The following is a 19,025-nucleotide window of genomic DNA, read 5'->3' on the forward strand; positions in this document are numbered from 1 at the left end:
CCACCCCTCCTTCAGATTTTCGCGAGCGATTCCAGACTCCACTTCTCGGCGAATGCCCGCCTGTCCAGCGCCATCGCCCCGATAGAATCGTCCCTGTCGCCGTGATCGGCCTCGTCGGAGCGGCGGACGATTTGCCCCCGTACAGGCTGCGGATCGCATCCGTTCAGCCTCGCGCGCAGCGCATAATCCGCGAACGCCCAAGCCCCGTTGCGAAAACGGACGTCCAGCAGCCCGATCTTCTCCATCGCCTGCCTGCGCACCGCGAGGCAAGCTCCCCCGTTAAACGCCTCCAGGGCGCTCGTCCCGTTAAAAGCATCTTCAGGCGAACCCGGGAGGATCGCTACCCCTCCGCGGCTGCCTGCGCCCAGCGCCTCCTTGAGGCTGGACAGCCAGCCCGGAAGGACGATCCAGTCTTCCCCGAGCAGGACAATCCGGTCCGTCGACGCGAGCCGCATTCCTTTGTTGCAAGCTTCGGCCAGCCCGATCTCGCCGGGCAGCGCAATATAAGCAATACCGCTTCGCCCGCACCAGGCTGCCGTTTCCGGCGAACGCCCCACTGCGACTACTATAATTTCCACCGCGCGTTCGGCATGCTGCCGGACGGCTCGAATGCATGCGGCGAGCCGCTCTTGACGGTTAAAGCACGGGATGACGACCGTCGTCCGTACCATGGCCTCCCCCTCCGATCGCCTGGCGGTTGCGCTTGTGATCCGGGAAGCCGAGTCTCGCGCCCCGCATCGCAAGGCAATCCCGCCAAGCCGCGGTATGGGCGCTTCCGGCGGATGCCGGCGCATCCCGTTCGCCCGAGAAGGGAACGCCTTCGCATACCGATACGCGCAAGCCTTGGACGAGCGCGGCCGCATGCGCTCTCGCGGGAATCCCGAGCGCTTCCGTTCCGATCGCGTCGATCGCTCGCCGCGACAAGGCGAAGGGCACGCCGCCGATGGCGTCCGCGCGAAGCTCCGGCCTGCCGAGGGAAACGTTGAGGAACTCCCGCAGCCAGGAAGCCTCGCCCCTCCGGTCGAAGGATCCCTCATGCGACGTTCTATCGCTCAGCACGACGTCCTTGCCTGCGTCCGCCCGAACGAGCAGCGCGCCAAGCATTCTCGCAGGGCAGGGCTTCGCGCCGTCCGCGAACAACACGGTGTCCGCGCCCGTCAGCCTTGCGCCGGCAGCGCGAGCCGCGTGCGGGCTCTCATACTCCTGCGGGGAATGGACCACGACGATTCGCGGATGAGACAGCAGCGTCTCGAGCATCGGCTCGGCTTCTGTTCCGAGCACAACGACAACTTCTTGGAGCGGCAGCCGTTCAAGCTCGGCCAGCACCGCCTGCAGCTGTGCGGCCCTGCCATTCGCGTACAAGACGGCGGACGCCGTACCTTGCAACGGCAGCAGCTCGCTCTGCATCTCCATGCCGGCGCCCTGGCGTATGCCGGCTGCATACGCCGGGCCGTACCGGTACAGCGGCACACGATCCGCTGCTCCTGCTTCAGCTCCTGCCCCCGCATGCCGACCGGCCTTTTCCGCCCATGCGCGCTGCGCATAGTCTCTTAGCGCTTCGACCGTCCCTTCGGGATGTGCCGAGCGCCACGCGGCGCCGTCGACCGCGCCTTCGCGCCGCCAATGCATGGCGGCCTTGCTCGTCAATTCCGCGGAAACGGGAGCTCTTCTCGCGACTCTTCCGGCGACTCTTTTATAGATACGACCGCGCGCAGCTGCTTTCCGTCGATAGACGCTTTTGCGCACAGGTTTAGCGACTCTCGAAGCCGTTCTTCTCCTCATGCACCGTCACCTCCGCGCGAGCCGATTTCTTGCGGCTGCCCGGCGGCTCCGTCGCTTTTCAGCCACCAGCCGATCGCCTCGAGATGGTCTCCGATAATAAGCGGCTCCAACGATCCGTTGCGCTCGCGCTTCGTCCGCGGCCTGTTCAGCAAGCCTACGTCGATATGACGCACGCGACGGACGTTCATGCCGGCATGCAGCGCCTTCGTCATCGCGAGCGGCGGCACCGCCAGCGCCTCCGTGCCGATCGCAACTAGCGCGCGGCGGCTGATCGCGTGAGGCACCGCGGTCATCGAAGCGCCCTCAAGATCCGGCCTGCCGAGCAGCGCGTTAAGCGCATGCTTCGCCAAGATGACATTGTGGACGACCGGACGCTTGCGCGGACCGGAATAATCGTTTAGAGCGATATCGGTGCCTTGCTCAATCGCTTTAATGAACGCGCGCAGCCGGGCGGCGGGAATGACCATATCGGCGTCAATAAACAGCAGCGTATCGCCGGATGCCTCCCGCGCGCCGACAGCCCGGCCGACGTCATGACCGAGCGGACGGTCGAATACGAGGACATGTGCGCCGCTCGCCTTGGCGATGGCCAGAGAGCCGTCCGTGGAGCCGTTCAGCACCGCGATGACCTCGGTACGCGGATGAATGCGGTACGCTTCCCGGATGACGCGCGCCAGCGTCCGCTTCTCGTTCATCACCGGGATGATGACCGAGACGGCGGGCGGCCGCCACGCTTCCTCTCCGCGAGCGCCTGTCCGGCTCGTTTGCGCGCGAGAATCCGCCGCAGGACGCGTCGACGCCGCACGCAAAACCTTGCCCCGCGCCCTGCTCCGGCGAGCGGGGCGAGCCCGCTTCCGGCCAACGGGCTGCCGGATGCGCTTGGGACTTGCGGGTCTGTCGCTGCCGGTCCGGTGCTTCATCGAATCCCCCCCTGTCAGGCAGCAGTGTACAGGACATCATATGTGCAACGTGTCCATACGCAACGGCACCTGTACGACAGACAGAAGCCCGTACCATTCGGAAAAAAGGGAAGGCGGCGAAAAGCCCCCGCCGCCTTGTAGGCGGAGCGAGGGCTTGCGAGTCGTCACGTATCAGTTGGCTTTGATGCCGGCGGCCATCCATTGGATGCGGCCGTTCGGAGCAGGAGTCAGACGCGTGCGGCAGACGTCGAACGTCGCTTTTTCCGCCGATTTCTCCTTGAGGGAGCAGATGCAGCCCGGGTGGTCCGCCATTGCGAAGACGACATATGAATCGTCCGCGTACGGAGCGTCGAACGAGACGGACACCTCGATCCGATCCTCGATGCCGGCGAACGCATAATCGACTTGACCGAACGCCAGACCGACGCCGGGAACGGCCGCGGCGACAGCAAGCATCGGGAGCGCGGGCGATTCAGGCTTGATCTCCGGTTGTGACAGCTGCAGCTTCGTCGCCTGGAGCGCGCCGCTCAGATCCGAGAGCAGGCCGCCAACCTCGGGCGCGAGCTTGTCGAAGGTAACGGCGCCGGCAGCCAGATGCGCGTTCTTCACGCTTTGGGCTTGCAGTTTGTCGCCGCCGACAGCGCCGTCGGCCAGCTGTTCGCCGCCGATCGCGCCTGGCGCGATCTTGCTTGCGGTCACGCTCCACTCGCCAAGCGCTTCCCGCTCGACGCTACCCTCGCCGAGATGGTACGCCATAACCGCGCCTTCGCGGATATGCCCCGCGTCGACGCTGCCTTCGGCCAGCTTGCCGCCGTCGACAGACCGCTCTTCGATGTGGATATTGCCGACGCTCGAAGCCGCCAGCTTGTCGAAGGTGACCGCGCTATTTTCAAGCTGGTTCGTACCGACCGCAAAAAACGCGATCGCCGACGTATCGACACTACCCGCAGCCAGCTTATCGGCCGTCACACTGCCGGCATCCAATGCGAAAGTGCCGAAGCTTACAGCGAGTTTTTCCAGCGTGATGCTGCCATCGGCCAGCGCGGACGTGTCAACGCTGCCTGCCGCAAGCTTGCTTGACGTTACGACACCATCGGCCAAGATCGCAGAATCCACGCTTCCCGCGGCCAACTTGCTCGTTGTCACGCTTCCGTCGGCCAGCTTCGATTCGTTCACGCTGCCTTCGGCCAAGATCGTAGCGTCAACGCTGCCTGCTGCGAGCTTGCTCGTCGTTACTGCCCCGTCGGCCAACTTTGCTTCATTTACGCTATTGTCGGCTAGGACTGCGGAGTCCACGCTGCCGGCTGAGAGCTTGCTCGTCGTTACAGCACCGTCGGCAAGCTTTGCCTCATTTACGCTGCTATCGGCTAGCACTGCCGAATCCACGCTGTCTGCTGCCAGCTTGCTTGCTGTCACGCTACCATCGGCCAACTTTGTCTCATTTACGCTACCATCGGCTAGCGCCGACGAGTCCACGCTGCTCGCTGCAAGCTTGCTTGTCGTTACGACACCATCGGCAAGCTTTGTCTCATTTACGCTACCATCGGCTAGCGCCGACGAGTCCACGCTGCTCGCTGCAAGCTTGCTTGTCGTTACGACACCATCGGCAAGCTTTGTCTCATTTACGCTGCCATCGGCTAGCGCCGACGAGTCCACACTGCTTGCTGCCAGCTTGCTTGCTGTCACGCTACCATCGGCCAGCTTCGCTTCGTTCACGCTGTTATCCGCTAGAGACGCCGAACTCACGCTACCCGCTGCAAGTTTACGCGCCGTTACAATGCCGTCGGCCAACTTTGCAGAGCTTACGCTACCATCAGCCAGTACTTCCGAATCCACGCTGCCGGTTGCCAACTTACTCGTTGTCACGACGCCGTCCGCCAGCTTTGCTGCACTCACGCTGCTATCGGCCAAAATTGCAGAATCAACGCTTCCTGCTGCAAGTTTACTTGTCGTTACGACGCCATCTGCCAGCTTCCCTGCATCCACGCTGCCATCCGCAAGGGCCGTCGAGTCAACGCTTCCTGCTGCAAGCTTACTTGTCGTTACGACGCCATCTGCCAGCTTCCCTGCATCCACGCTGCCATCCGCAAGGGCCGTCGAGTCAACGCTTCCTGCTGCAAGCTTACTCGTCGTTACGGCGCCATCTGCCAACTTCGCTTCATCCACGCTGCCATCCGCAAGGGCCGTCGAGGCAACGCTTCCTGCCGCAAGCTTGCTCGTCGTTACGACGCCGTCGGCCAACTTCGCTTCATCCACGCTGCCATCGGCTAGGGCCGTCGAGTCAACGCTTCCTGCTGCTATCTTGCTCGTCGTTACGGCACCATCGGCCAGTTTCGCTGTGTCCACGCTGTCATCTGCCAAAATCGTTGCGTCTACACTTCCACTTGCCAGCTTGCTCGTCGTCACGATACCGTCGGCCAGCTTCGCTTCGTCCACGCTGCCATCGGCAAGGGCCGTCGAGTCAACGCTTCCGGCTGCTATCTTGCTCGTTGTCACGACGCCGTCGGCCAGTTTCTCCGCATTGACGCTGCCGTCCGCCAAGATCGTTGCGTCTACACTGCCACTTGCCAGCTTGCTCGTCGTCACGATACCGTCGGCCAGCTTCGCTTCGTCCACGCTGCCATCGGCAAGTGCCGTCGAGTCAACGCTGCCTGCTGCAAGCTTACTCGTCGTTACGACGCCGTCCGCCAACTTCGCTGCGTCCACGCTGTTATCCGCCAGCGCCGCCGTACCCACGCTGCCTTCAGCAATCTTACTTGCTGTCACGCTGCCATCAGCCAGCTTAGCTTCGTTCACGCTGTTATCCGCCAGCGCCGCCATTCCCACGCTGCCTTCAGCAATCTTACTTGCTGTCACGCTGCCATCAGCCAGCTTAGCTTCGTTCACGCTGTTATCCGCCAGCGCCGCCATTCCCACGCTGCCTTCAGCAATCTTACTCGCTGTTACGCTACCCTCGGCCAGCTTCGACGCGTTCACGCTGCCTACCGCCAGCTTGCTTGCGATAATGCTGCCGTCGACTAATGAGACAGACTCCACGCTCCACGGGGCCAGTTTGCCCGCAGTCACGCTGCCTGCGGCCAATTTTGCGGCATCCACGCTGCCTACGGCTAATTTACCGGAAGTGACGCTGCCATCAGCCAACGCGGCAGTGCCTACGCTGTCCGGGGCCAGTTTGCTTGCGTCTACGCTGCCCGCAGCCAAAGCCGGCGTATCAATGCTTGCCGGGGCCAGCTTGCTCGCAGTGACACTGCCTTCGGCCAACGCGGACGATCCCACGCTGCCTGCCGCCAGTTTACTCGCAGCAACGCTGCCGTCCGCCAGCGCCGCCGAATCCACGCTATCTGCGCCCAGCTTGCCAAACGTCACGCTGCCCTTCGCCAGCGCCGACGAGCCGACGCTGCCTGCGGCCAATTTGCCGGACGTCACGCTGTCATCCGCCAGCGACGCCGATTCAATGCTTCCGGCAGCAAGCTTGTCGGCCGTAACGCTGCCTTCGGCCAGAGCCGACGATCCCACGCTGCCTGCCGCCAGTTTGCCCGAAGTGACCGCCCCGTCCTGCAGCTGGGCGGCGCCTATCGCATTCGCCTGCAAGCGTTCCGCGCCGATCGGCGCGCCCGCCTCCGCGATCGCGGCGAGCAAGATCGGATCGAGCTGGCCAGGACCGACGGCGCCGGATGCCAAGTGTCCGCGGACAATCGCGCCGTTTGCGATGCTCGAAGCCGTGACGCTCGCGTCGGCGAGTTTGTCGACCGTTACCGCGCCGTCTGCGAGCTTATCCTCGTTTACGATGCCGTCTGCGAGCTTATCGGACGTCACCGAGCCAGCAGCCAGCTTCTCTGCCGTCACGGCGTTAGAACGAAGGTGGTAAGCCGTTACCGCAGCCTCCTCGATCCGCTCCGCATCAATCCGGCTCTCCGCGAGCGCCGCGATTTTCAGCATATCGGACGATAAGTGGCGGAGCGATACCGTGCCCCTGCCGAGATGAATCCCCCTTACGGCCTCCGGCTGCAGTTGGGCTTCCCCGACGCTCATGGCGTCCAGCTGCGCCCAGCCTACAGCGCGCTCGGCCAGCGCTTCCCGCGTCACGCTGCCTTCGCTCAGCTTATCGGACGTAATCGCACCCGCTGCGAGCGCTGCGGCGTTTACGCTGCCCGCGCTCAAATGACGGGCTTCCACCGCACCGTTTGCCAGCTTGCCGCCCGTTACGCTCGATTCGTCCAGCTTATCCGTCGTGACCGAACCGGCGATGATCGAATCCGTACCCACGCTGTCGTTCGTCAAATGGTGCTCCAATACGGCGCCTTCAGCTAGCGCATCTCCTGTAACTGCGCCGTACCGCAACTGCTCGGCGCCCACCGCGTCCTGCGCCAGCTTTGAATGTCCGACGCTGCCATCAGCCAGCTGTTCCGTTCCGACGGCGCCCGGTTGGATCGCTTCCCTGCGCACGCTGCCGGCAGCCAAATGCACGTCGCCGACTGCGCGGTCCGCGAGCTCGTTTCCGCCGATCGCGCCTTTGGCGACAGCCGATCGGCCGACAGCGCCCGGTACGATTTTCGCCGCGGACACGCTGCCGTCCGCGAGCTTCGCGCCCGCGACGGATAAATCCGCGAGCTTTTCGACCGTCACCGATTCAGGCGCCAGCTTCAGCGAAGTGACGACATGGTCGTTCAGATGATGCGCCGATACCGACCGGATGGCCAGCTGCTGTCCGCCGACCGCGTTATCCGCCAATTGATCCGCAGTCACCGCGTTTGCGCGGATGGCTCCCGTGTCCACTGCGCCAGGCGCGAGCTGATCGCCGCCGACGCTGCCTTTGGCCAGGTGGCCCGCTTCGATCGCGCCTGGCGCGATATGCGGACCTTGTACGGCGCCGCCTGCGATTTTAGGTGCGACGACTGCGCCGTCCGCAAGGTGCACGGGGCCTACCGCACCGTTGGCCAGCTGGTCCGCAAGCACGGATCCGGCCGCCAGGTGCGCCGGTCCGACGGCGCGTTCGGCGATTTTGGCGCCGCTCACGGCACCATCCGCCAATTGATCGGCGTTTACGGCGCCGTTAGCCAGACGATCGCCGCCAATCGCCCCGGTCGCGATATGCTTGCCTTGCAGCGTTCCGTTCGCGACATGATCGGCGAGAATAAGCCCTGCCGTCAGGTGCTCCGCTCCGATGGCGCCTGCAGCGAGTTTCGAGCCGCCTATCGCGCCGTCGCGAATCTTTAATCCGGTCACGGCGCCGTCCGCCAGCTTGGCGGTGTCCACGCTTTCGTGCGCCAGATTTTCAGTCAGCACGGAGCCGCGCTTAATTTTGTCGGACGTGATCGACTGTTCCTGCAGCAGCTCGGACGTGATGATCGACAACGACAGGTGCTTGGCTTCAATAGAGCGTTCAGCCAGTTTGTCGCCGCTGATGATGCGGTCGGCCAGCTTCTCGGACGTGATGCTGCCGTCCTTGAGCTTGTCGCCCGTGACGGACTTGTCGCGCAGCTTCTGGCCCGAGACGGCGTTTTTGGCCAGATGCTCGCCTGTGATCGTCTCTTGCGCGATCTTCTGTCCGCTGACCGAACGATCGGCCAACTTAATTTGCGAAACGGCGTAATCGGCCAATTGCGCCGTCGTTACCGCCTCGCTATCGATATGGGATGTACGTACGGCTCGAGGGGCGAGTTTGCTCTCCGCGACGGAAGCATCCGCAAGGTCGTCCGTATAAACGAGCGGTTTCGGCTTGCCCGGCAACCGCTGCTCCAGCAATCTGTCGTAGCGCGCCTCGCGGTCGAAGGCAGGGGAAGGCGCTTCGCTCACCCGGGCCTTTTCATTGGAGACGGTGACGTTCAGAGACGCTGCCGCGGCACGCTCGGCGACTTCTTTTTTCGTGTCTCCGAAAGCGGGGGCCGCCGTTTCGGAAACAGACACGAATTCATCGGCATCGAGGGCAGCCGCGCTGGGCTCTACTGTCTGCGCAAAATGATCCAGCGGCTCAGGCGTCACAAACTCGTTTGTCAGTCCCGGAGAAAAAATGTCGGCAGGTCCGCCGTCGATTCTCGGCCGATATTTCGTATTGCGCCTTGCTTGGCCTTCGTCGGTACTTCTTTTCAAGGCGGATTGCGCGGCTTCCTTTGAAATGAGCGGCAGTTCGGCCGTGATCCCGGGCTCCTTGCGGACTGCCGGAATCTCCTCGGCAGCGGGCGCTTGATGTTCTGGCGCAGGTGCCGAACTATGCAACCCGACCTTCTCCTGTTCCTCCGAGCGCAGCTCTTCGACCCATTGTAATTCCGTTTGGTTAGGGTTATCTACAAAGTAAAGCGGTTTTCTTGCCGGCCGCTTCTTTTTTCCCGATTTGGACGTCTTCATGTGAGGCTCCTTCCCGAATATGATCTGCCTCATACTATGCAGGCATCCGGGCGGTTGTCACGACAGCTTCTTGCCCCTGCAAAATTGCAGTTTACTTTTTCAGGGTTCGGGCGTATATTAAAACCTAACAAGGGTTTTGCCTCAGTGCAACTTTATGTCCCATATGCCAAAATTATTGCCTTATGCAGATTATATTTAACTCAACAAGAGGTGATCCGTCATGAAAGAAGAAGCCGCGCTCAGCACGCCGCCAACCGGCGGCTGGCGCAACAAGGAGGGCATGCCTTCGCTGCCCGAGGTCCACAGAAGTCTCAAAGTACCGCACAAGGGCTCGTTGATCCGCAAATTTTTGGCTTTTGCCGGACCAGGTTATCTTGTCGCAGTCGGCTACATGGACCCCGGCAACTGGGCCACGGACCTGGCAGGCGGCTCCCAATTCGGATACGCGCTCCTGTCGGTTATCCTGCTGTCCAACCTGATGGCGATGGTACTCCAGGCGTTGTCCGGCAAGCTCGGCATCGTCACGGGCAGAGACCTTGCCCAAGCGTGCCGCGATCACTACAGCAAGCCTGTGGCGGTCGGACTATGGGCGCTTTGCGAGCTTGCGATCGCTGCCTGCGACTTGGCCGAAGTAATCGGCGCCGCAATCGCGTTGAACTTGCTATTCGGCATTCCGTTGCTATACGGCGTTGTTTTAACCGCGTTCGACGTCCTTATTATTTTGTTCCTTCAGAATAAAGGCTTTCGCTACATTGAGGCATTCGTCATCGCGCTCATCGTACTCATCGGCGCTTGCTTCGGCATCGAGCTGTTCCTGTCGCACCCTTCAATCTCGGGCATCGCCAAAGGCTTCGTTCCGAGCACGGAGATCATTTCCAATCCGACCATGCTCTATATCGGCATCGGTATCCTCGGCGCAACGGTTATGCCGCACAATCTCTACCTGCACTCGTCGATTGTCCAGACACGAGATTACGAACGCACGCCTTCGGGCAAACGCCAAGCCATCAAGTTCGCGACTTGGGACTCATCGATCGCATTGTTCTTTGCTCTTTTTATCAACGCGGCGATTCTGATCATCGCGGCTGCAGCGTTCCACACGAGCGGCCATTCCGAGGTTGCGGACATCGACGAAGCTTACCATCTCCTTGCGCCGCTGCTAGGCACTGCCGCGGCATCCGTCTTGTTCGGCGTCGCGCTGCTCGCATCGGGACAGAACTCTACGCTGACCGGCACGCTCGCTGGCCAGATCGTCATGGAAGGCTTTCTGAACTTCCGGATGAAACCCTGGCTCAGACGCCTTATAACGCGACTCATCGCGATCATTCCGGCAGTCATCGTGACAGCCTTGTACGGTGAAAAGGGAACGATGGACCTGCTTATCCTTAGCCAGGTTATTCTATCCTTACAGCTGTCCTTCGCCGTTGTCCCGCTCGTCAAATTTACTTCCGACCGCGTCAAAATGGGCGAGTTCGCTAACAAGGCTTGGCTAAAATGGTTGGCTTGGATCATCGCTGCCGTCATTATGGTACTCAACGCATACTTGTTGTACCGGACGTTTTTTGGTTAACTCTATCGTTTAAAAGCCCGCGCGGCCTGGCCGCGCGGGCTTCTTCATAATGTGCTTCCCCCTGCTATCCCCTGCGCACTCCCGTCTCCAGGTCCCGCTGGAGTTCAAAGAGCCAACGATCCGCCGTATGCCGCCAGGTAAACCGCTCCAGCACGCGTTCGCGCCCAAAAGCGCCCATTCTCAGGCGAAGCGCCTCATCCTCCAGCAGCAACGAGATCCGATCCGTCAGCTCTGCAGCCAAGCGGTGAGGATCGACCAGAAAGCCGGTAACGCCATCCTCAACGATCTCCTTCATGCCGCCGACACGGCAGGCGACGACCGGCAGCCCCGAAGCCATGGCCTCAACGTTGACAAGACCGAAGGCCTCGCGGCGCACAGAAGGAACGACGGCCATGTCCGCCATGCCGAACCAGGCCGGCATATGCTCGTGCGATACGTAAGGTTCGAAGTGGACGTAGCGACGCCATGGCTTAGCCATACGCAGCAGCTTGCGCGAGTAGGCAGAAGTACGGTTGGAGCCGTAAAAGGGAGAGCCCACAATGACCAGCAGCACGTTCGGATGACGGCGAACGAGCGCCGGCAGCGCCGCAAGCAGATGATGCACGCCCTTCAAAGGGATCAGACGGCCGGCGAACAATACGATCTGGCGGTGCTGCCAGCCATGGGCGCTCCGTATAGCTTCTCGCATAGCCCGCCCGCCGAACCAAGCAGGATCGACGCCAGGGTAAACGACGCCCAGCTTCGCGGCCGAACGAGGCGCCCTCATCTCGACATCCGCCTTCAAAAAGAAGCTGTTAACAAGAATCCGATCGGCCGCACCAAGGCACCTTTGAAGCTCCTTGGGAGAGATTGCCTTACCCGAGATGAAGGTGTTCGAATGCAAATGCAACCACACGCGCGCCCCGGGAAATTGACGTTTTAACAGGGGAACCAGTCGCGGCCGGTTCTCCACTTCGATAAGCTGCGGCCGGTAGGCACGCAGTCCCGCGACGACGCCCGATAGGTAAGCCCGCCTCCCGGGTGCCCGTACGCGTTCGCAGCTGGCGCCGTGAAGCATCCCTCGCCGGGGCAGTCCCTTCGCGGTTCTTCCGTATATGCGAACCTCGAGGCTGTCCGCGAGCAAAGGCACGAAATTCTCAACGACACGCTCCACAGACCCCCCGCGCGGCGCAGGGACCGGGTACGCGCCCGGCGTAACGAATGCGGCTCTCACGGGTTCACGCCCCTCGTCCTGTATACTTTAGACAGCATACACCAGAGTGCTGTCGTAGGACACGGCAAGTACCCGCGGGAAAGCGGATCATCCGCAAATGGGTGTGCAAAACCGCTTATCGTAAAATTCGCCGCTCGCGCAGGTTGAAGTTTATGCACCGATATGTCACACTAGGGAACGACTGCGCCCGATTCGCGTTCGCAGTCCGGATTTCTATCTATGAGGCAAAGGAGTGGCCGCACGATGAACCGTTGGCTGCTGCGCGCCATGACGGAGCTGTCTTCGCGCAAATTCATTTCCCGGTTAGCAGGGAGCATCGCCAAGTCGCCGCTGAGCAGGCGCTTTATTCCCCGATTCGCAGCGGTATACCGGATCCCGGTTCAAGAAGCGGAGAAGCCGCTTGCCGAGTACGCGACGCTGAACGAGTTCTTCACCCGGCGGCTAGTACCCGGCAGCCGGACCATCGATGCTACGCCCGACGCACTGGTAAGCCCGGTGGACGCTCGTATCGCCGCTTGCGGGCCGATCGAGAACGGTCTGCTCATGCAGGTAAAGGGACAGGACTACTCGCTGGAAGAGCTGCTGAACCGCTCTCCCCGCGCGAGCCAATATCGCAGCGGTTACTATTGGGTTCTTTATCTGAGTCCGAGCGACTATCATCGGATCCATACGCCCTGCTCAGGCGAGATCGTCGAGACCGAGCATATCCCAGGTCGGGTCTATCCCGTTAACGACCGAGGACTGACCTTGATGAGGCGAGTGCTATCGCGCAACGAGCGGCTCATCACTTATGTGCGTCACGGCAGCGGAGAGGTCGCGGTCGTAAAGGTCGGCGCGTTGAACGTCAGCAGCATCAAGTACATAGAACCTCTCCCTCGCTCGCTCGAGCGCGGACAGGAGCTGGCCTACTTCGAATTCGGCTCCACCGTCGTTCTGCTTACAGAGGACGACACCATCCTGCCGCTTCCAGGTTTCAAGACCGGCGATCAGGTTCGGGTAGGCCAACTGCTCGGTACTCTGGTCGCGGATCCTGCCAGAAAATAAAGACCGACGGACCGACGCTTTCCAGGACGACGAGCAGACATCTCGCCGTCTCTGTGGCAGCAGTCGGTCCTTTTTATTGCCGGGGCAAGTTTGCAACCAAACCACCCTTTCCCCCATTAACACGATATCCCCCTCGCTCAGGTTGGACGCCGAATGAAACAACTTCTATGAACCGCTAAAAATTAAATGAGCCAAATGCGTAGGGGTAAAAGGACATAACCATCGCAAGGGAGGAAGGAGTTAAGCTCTTATATGTGCGCCATTAAGAAACACATAGCGAACGAGTCAGCTTCGCTGTATGCGTATGACCTGTCCAGCGGATGGAGCGGACGCCGTACCTCTTGCACACAAGCTCCGGTTGCGTGATGGTACCGGTCCGGCCGCAGAGAGTTAGCAATGCATTAAAACCATTCGTTCGTACGTTAACGCGGAAGCAGTACTCGTCCAGATAAGCTTGCAAATGCTTAGGCCCGATACCCCCGAACGTCCGCGCGAGCCAACCGATCGCGCCGCGCCATACGACGCCCAATGCCGTCACGCCTTCGCGGCCCGATGCCTTCACGATCTCGATCCGCCGATCCCCTGTCCGATCTTCTATTGCATGCCGCCACAAAAAGCTTCCGAACGAATCGATGTCGAACGTACGGCGATTAAACGCTGTTGCGGACACTCTTTTAATTTTGATCTCCGCAATCTCCCCGCTCTCCGGGTCGATCGATGCACCTGCGACGGCAGGCTCATCCCGGTATGTCAAAGGATCCGAAGGCCGATTGGTCACCGGACGTGCGTAGAAATCTCCCAGCAACTGCAAGTCGCCCGTCAGCGGCCGTCCCTCGTCGTGCATTTGGATCGCAAATCGAAGCTTATGATTGATGAGCCAAGCCGTCTTATATGTTACCTGAATAAGCTCAGCCAACAGTACGGCCGAGATGCCCGTCTGCATCAAAAACAACGCCTGAAACCACTTGACGAGCGGCGTGCGGGTGCCTTGCAAAATCGTGCCGGCGGTAAGCGAGGTTTGGCGGGAGCATGAGCTGCACTCGAACAGTCTGCGACCGCGGGAAACAATGCGATAAAAATCGAGTCCTCCGCATCGGGGACAACGAAAGCCGTTAGGCCATTTCGCACGAAAAAGGGCGATCTCGCAATCTTCTTCGTTAAAAGTCGGTGCCTGCTCGCACAATCGGTTCGAAGCGCTCATCCAACTTCCCCCAAACCATATAAGATCATATGTTCGTATTTTATCTCTTTCATCCCACCTCTGCAAGCCTTTTGTTCCATCTTTTTCAAAAAAATGATTTCCCCTGCGCGAAAGGGAGAGCATATTGAGCTTGCCTGGCGTCTAAATTCCATCCGCTAGCGCGTTACCTGCGCGAAGGGGATATCGTTGTAATGTCAGAAATAGACCCATCGTGCTCTTACGATAGGCGCTAGCTTTTTGAGGTCAGCGTATAATAAAAGAACCCTATCGGATCTCCGACGGGCTCTTTCCTGTATATTGTTTGAATTGGCGGCTGAAAAAGAAAATATCGCGGTAGCCGAGCGCGTCGGCGACTTCGGTCACGTTCATGCCCGCGTGCAGCAGCAGATGCTGCGCCCGCTCGATCCGGGTGCGAATCATATAGGTTTGAACCGAGGATCCGATCAGCTCCTTGAACTTGACCGAAAAGTACCTCGGCGACAAGCCGGCGCGCGCTGCCAGATCGTCCACTCGATGGGACTCACCGGGATGCTGGCGGATATAGTTGGCGACTTCGTGGATGCTCTCTGTCAGCTGATTGCTCGCTTTGCGCTCGACGGGCTCTTCAAGATCGTTGCGCAGCAGATGAATGATGAGCTGTTTAAGCACGAGCCTTGCTTCTTCCTCCGCTGCGAATGTCTTGACGAGGAAGAGCCGGACATACCTCGCGAGCAGATGCTCGAATTCGAACGTGTCCTGCAAAATCCGATACGGCTTCGGTACGAGCTTCACAGGCACGCTCACGTCGAAGTGAATATAAGTCAACACGAGCGGCTTCTGTGGATTGTGGGTAGCGCTCGTCCGGTCTCCGGGCCTGAATAGGAAGCAGCTTCCTTTTTCTACGGGGAATGGCTGGCCGTTCAGGATGACCTCGCCTTCTCCGCTCCATACGTAAAATAAGTCGTAATTCGCAAGCGGCATTTCCCGCTTCTGCCACTTCCAGCCCGGCTCGCATACGATCTTGGCCAGGTAAAGCTTGAGTTCGTAGGCTTCCGGCGACGCGTCAAGCATCTTCCGCCCCCCCTTTCCTTTCTGTGTGCTCGTGCCATGCAGTTTCGCCATGCTGGCGCTCGTCCATAAGTCCGAGCTGCTCGGCCGCCGTGCGAATCGTCTGCATCCCTCTGGCAATGCCGGCTTCATCCAGGTGCGCAAAGCCGAACAATGCGGTTCGTTCTTCGGGCCGCCGCTCGGCAGCATAAATCGAACCATCCCCCCAGCTAACGCCCGCTTGCTTGCAAACCGACGCTAGCCGGTCGTACCGATCCGGCTGTCCGGTCCAAGTGGCGAACAACAGCAGTCCGGCGTCGGCTGGATGTACGTCAAAAAAAGGCCCCAGCTTCGACAGTTCCTTGCGAAGCTGGCCTTGCAGCCGATTAAAAATACGGCGGGTGCGTCTTAGATGGCGGTCGTATTCGCCTTGATTCATCCAGTCTGCTAGCGCGCGCTGCTCCGTCAGGCCCGCTGGATAAGGATCGTAGAGCTGCTTGGCCAGCAGAAACGGCTCATGCATCCCAGGCGGCAGTACCGCGTAGCCAATCCGCACTTCCTGCCGCATCACTCGCGAGAACGACCCGATGTAAATGACCCGCTCCTGCCTGTCAAGCGACTTGAGCGGCTCGATTGGACGACCCGACCAGCGGAACTCGCTGTCATAGTCGTCCTCTACGATCCAGGCGCCCCGCTTGGCGGCCCAATCCAGCAATGCCATTCTGCGCTCGTAAGTCAGCACGGCGCCGGTAGGAAATTGACGCGTCGGCGTCACGAAGAGCAGCTCGGCCGGCCAATCGTCGGGTATGATGCCATGCCGGTCTATCGGCGCTGGAATCAGTGCCGCGCCGCTCGCGTGAATGGCGCGCTGTATGCCGCTATAGCAAGGATCCTCCGTAACGGCCGACTTGCCGGGCTCGAGCAGCAGCTGCGCCAGCAGCGCGATCGCTTGCATCGAGCCGCCCGTCACGACGATGTCCTCCGCTTCGCACAGGATGCCCCGTTCGCGCCGCAGCCTCCCTGCGATCGCTCGCCGCAGCTCCGCGCTGCCCGCTGCCGTACGAGTCCCCTCCGCTAGCGCGGGACCGCGTCTTCGCCATTCGGCAGATACTGCCGCTTTCCACGACTTCCAGGGGAACCATTGCTCGCCCATACCGCGCGGCTTGAAGGAAATGGATTCGAACGGTCCCTTGGAGGAAGCGCGTGGGGCGGCGTATTGCGAACTTTCCGAATTTGGATCGGCATTCTGAGACACCTTCGGCTGAGATATTGCCCCATACCCCGCATCCAACCGTGCATCTCGGACAAGACGTATCCCCCAACCCGACAGTCTCGAAGCTGACGCGTTCAATCGTTCCGTCGCCTGTTCCTCATCGGGGCCGTGTGACCCTGAATATGATATTGGCTTCGTCATCATAGCCGTGTCCAGTTTCGAGAACGTGACCGGATCCGAAGTGCACCCCTCTTCGCCAGCTACATAGGTGCCCCGCCCTACCGATGCGCGCACGTAGCCCTCTGCAGCAAGCATCTCGTAAGCGATGCTCACGCTGCCGCGGGACAGTCCGTACGAATCGGCCAACGTCCGCGTTGACGGGAGCTTGGCACCGGGCTGGAGCTGGCCGCTGACGATACTGTCGCGAATCGCCTGGTACAAGGCGAGATGCTTGACGCCGCATGCGGATAAACGCACATCGTAGGGAACCTGGATATTCATAGCAGCCAACCTTCTCTTCACAATGGACCAATATTTTTAATGTAAATTGGATCTTTTGACTTGTCAATGATGGACTTAGAATAAAGCTCACACGTAGACGGGAGGCGGCAATATGCGCAGAAAAGAGTTTAATGTGGAAGATCGAGAAATATGCGAAGCGTTCCTGAACGAACGGGACGACGGCGTGCTGACATTCAGGGGCAACGACGGCTGGCCGAAGGCGGTGCCGCTGAATTACGCCTACTCGGACGGCTCCGTTTATTTTCACGGGAGCAAGAAGGGGGAGAAAATGAGCGGCATCGCCGAAGACGACCGGGCGGAGTTCGTCGTTTACGAGGCGCACGCTTTTATCCCTTCCTATTATAGCGATCCGCTGATGGCCTGCCCCGCTACGCTTTACTTCCGCTCCGTCCGGATTCGCGGCCGGGTCGAGCAGGTCGAAGTAGCCGCTGAGAAAGCGAAGGCACTATCCGCGCTGATGATCAAGCTTCAGCCGGAAGGCGGGCACTTGGCGATCGATGCCAGCCATCCGAAGTATGCACCGCAGCTTAAGGGCGTAGCCGTGCTGCGCCTTAATATAGAGGAGATGGCGGGCAAGTTCAAATTCGGACAGAACCTCTCCGAGAAAAAACGCAGTGACGTCGTCGAAGGCCTCGAAGGAAGAGGCCGCCCCGGAGATCCGCTCACTGTCGCGTTCATGAAGGAATGGGCTCCGAAGCAGGAATAGGCACGTTAAAGTTGAATCGCTCAAGGATTGTTCATCCTCCGGGCAGCCTCGCGGGTGACGCGTCTGGTACGATCGTGTATAATAGCAACTGATGCCCTGCTTGAGAAATTTTCTCACCAGGGAACTCGATCATGTGGAAGGATGACGGCAATGAACCCCCTCGCGCAACAGCTCAACGACACCATCGCCAAGGAACAGCCTCGATTCGCGGAGATGCTCTCCGGACTCGGCAAGGCCATTTATTTTCCCAAGATAGGCATCCTGAGCCAATCTGCCGAAGCGAAGCAAAAAGCGAAAACGTATAACGCGACGATCGGTATCGCGACGGAAAACGGGCAGCCGATGCACCTGAAAATGATCCAAGACAAATTGTCCGCTTATAGTCCCAAGGACATTTACGAATATGCGCCGCCGGCTGGCAAACCTGAGCTCCGTGCCGCATGGCGCGAAAAAATGCTGAAGGAAAACCCTTCGCTGCAGGGTAAGACGTTCAGCCTGCCTGTCGTTACGAACGCGCTGACGCACGGCCTCAGCATCGTCGCCGATCTGTTCGCCGATGCCGGTGATGCCGTTATTATCCCCGATAAGAACTGGGAAAACTACGAACTGACCTTTGGCGTTCGCCGTGGCGCAGAGATCGTGGAATACCCGCTTTACGGTGCAGACGGCCTGTTCAACGCACAAGGCCTGCGCGAGGCGCTGCTCTCCCGCAAAGAACAGGGCAAAGCGATCGTGCTGCTCAACTTCCCGAATAACCCGACCGGCTATACGCCAAGCCGCGCGGAAGGCGCCGCGATCGTCGCGGCGATTAAGGACGCCGCCGAAGCCGGCATCAACGTCGTCGCGGTGACCGACGATGCGTACTTTGCGCTCTTCTTCGAAGACTCGATGCACGAGTCGCTCTTCGGCGCGCTGTGCGGCCTGCACGAACGCGTACTCCCGGTCAAGATCGACGGCGCCACCAAAGAAGAATATGTCTGGGGCTTCCGCGTCGGCTTCATTACCTATGGCGGAACTTCGGAAGCCGCGCTCGCCGCGCTCGAGCAGAAGACGCTCGGCATCATCCGTGCCACGATCTCCAGCGGCCCCCATCCATCGCAGACCTTCGTGCTCGATGCGCTCAAATCGCCTGATTTCGAAGCGCAAAAAGCGGAAAAATACGCAATCATGAAGGGTCGCGCGAATAAGGTTAAGAGCCTGCTCGACAGCGGCAAGTATGAAGGCGTCTGGAGCTATTATCCGTTTAATTCCGGCTATTTCATGTGCTTGCGTCTCGACGGGCTCAGTGCGGAAGCCGTCCGCCAACGCTTGCTCGACCGCTATGAGGTCGGCACGATCGCGCTGGGCGAGAACGATTTGCGCGTCGCATTTTCTTGTATCGAGGAACCGTACCTGGAGGATCTGTTCGACCGGATCTACGCAGCCGTATCCGAGATCAAAGCCGAAGCGGCCGAACAAGCGTAATCTCCGCTGCCATGCTCAG

The 19,025-nt window shown here is 60.2% G+C and carries 12 protein-coding genes; 4 read left to right on the plus strand and 8 right to left on the minus strand.

Translation table 11 applies throughout. The features are described 5' to 3' along the window. Positions 1–11: 11 nt before the first annotated feature. From ACFOTD_RS14790 to ACFOTD_RS14805, 4 genes are all read right to left on the minus strand, one after another. A complete protein-coding gene (locus ACFOTD_RS14790; protein ID WP_378119987.1) occupies positions 12–671 on the minus strand; it encodes a glycosyltransferase family 2 protein in 660 nt (219 codons plus the stop codon). Continuing rightward, positions 637–1,629, minus strand: a complete 993-nt coding sequence (locus ACFOTD_RS14795; RefSeq protein WP_378119989.1) for a hypothetical protein — start codon at positions 1,627–1,629, stop codon at positions 637–639. The genes ACFOTD_RS14790 and ACFOTD_RS14795 overlap by 35 nt, the downstream gene beginning before the upstream one ends. A gap of 149 nt (positions 1,630–1,778) precedes the next feature. Continuing rightward, positions 1,779–2,702 (minus strand): glycosyltransferase family 2 protein, encoded by a 924-nt coding sequence (locus ACFOTD_RS14800; protein ID WP_378119991.1) that lies wholly within the window; start codon positions 2,700–2,702, stop codon positions 1,779–1,781. A gap of 171 nt (positions 2,703–2,873) precedes the next feature. Next, a complete protein-coding gene (locus tag ACFOTD_RS14805; protein WP_378119992.1) occupies positions 2,874–8,918 on the minus strand; it encodes a WIAG-tail domain in 6,045 nt (2,014 codons plus the stop codon). A gap of 349 nt (positions 8,919–9,267) precedes the next feature. On the opposite strand from ACFOTD_RS14805, the gene ACFOTD_RS14810 reads away from it, so the two are divergent. Then, the gene (locus tag ACFOTD_RS14810; RefSeq protein WP_378119994.1) at positions 9,268–10,617 is read left to right on the plus strand and encodes an Nramp family divalent metal transporter; all 1,350 of its coding nucleotides are present in this window, start codon (positions 9,268–9,270) and stop codon (positions 10,615–10,617) included. Between the two features lie 64 nt (positions 10,618–10,681). On the opposite strand, the gene ACFOTD_RS14815 is transcribed toward ACFOTD_RS14810, so the two are convergent. Continuing rightward, positions 10,682–11,830 carry a glycosyltransferase family 4 protein gene (locus ACFOTD_RS14815; RefSeq protein WP_378119996.1) on the minus strand — a complete coding sequence of 383 codons (1,149 nt, stop codon included), beginning with the start codon at positions 11,828–11,830 and terminating at the stop codon, positions 10,682–10,684. A gap of 243 nt (positions 11,831–12,073) precedes the next feature. Between ACFOTD_RS14815 and asd the strand changes: the two genes are divergently transcribed. Further along, a complete protein-coding gene (asd, locus tag ACFOTD_RS14820; protein WP_378119998.1) occupies positions 12,074–12,874 on the plus strand; it encodes an archaetidylserine decarboxylase in 801 nt (266 codons plus the stop codon). A gap of 262 nt (positions 12,875–13,136) precedes the next feature. Here asd and ACFOTD_RS14825 read toward each other — a convergent pair whose 3' ends face one another. The 3 genes from ACFOTD_RS14825 to ACFOTD_RS14835 form a co-directional block, all read right to left on the minus strand. After that, positions 13,137–14,075 carry a transposase gene (locus ACFOTD_RS14825; RefSeq protein WP_378120000.1) on the minus strand — a complete coding sequence of 313 codons (939 nt, stop codon included), beginning with the start codon at positions 14,073–14,075 and terminating at the stop codon, positions 13,137–13,139. Positions 14,076–14,339: 264 nt separating this feature from the next. Further along, positions 14,340–15,125, minus strand: coding sequence for a helix-turn-helix domain-containing protein (locus ACFOTD_RS14830; protein WP_378120002.1), 786 nt, complete (start codon positions 15,123–15,125; stop codon positions 14,340–14,342). Beyond that, entirely contained in the window at positions 15,118–16,815 is a 1,698-nt protein-coding gene (locus ACFOTD_RS14835; RefSeq protein WP_378120004.1) for an aminotransferase-like domain-containing protein, read from the minus strand. The genes ACFOTD_RS14830 and ACFOTD_RS14835 overlap by 8 nt, the downstream gene beginning before the upstream one ends. 112 nt (positions 16,816–16,927) lie before the next feature. Here ACFOTD_RS14835 and ACFOTD_RS14840 point away from each other — a divergent pair, with 112 nt between their 5' ends. Further along, positions 16,928–17,542: a pyridoxamine 5'-phosphate oxidase family protein gene (locus ACFOTD_RS14840; RefSeq protein WP_378120006.1), complete on the plus strand. Its 615-nt coding sequence runs from the start codon at positions 16,928–16,930 to the stop codon at positions 17,540–17,542. Between the two features lie 150 nt (positions 17,543–17,692). Then, positions 17,693–19,006, plus strand: coding sequence for an aminotransferase class I/II-fold pyridoxal phosphate-dependent enzyme (locus ACFOTD_RS14845; RefSeq protein ID WP_378120007.1), 1,314 nt, complete (start codon positions 17,693–17,695; stop codon positions 19,004–19,006). Positions 19,007–19,025: the final 19 nt, after the last annotated feature.

The organism is Cohnella sp. GCM10012308 (genome assembly GCF_042649185.1).
Lineage (GTDB): Bacteria > Bacillota > Bacilli > Paenibacillales > Paenibacillaceae > Cohnella.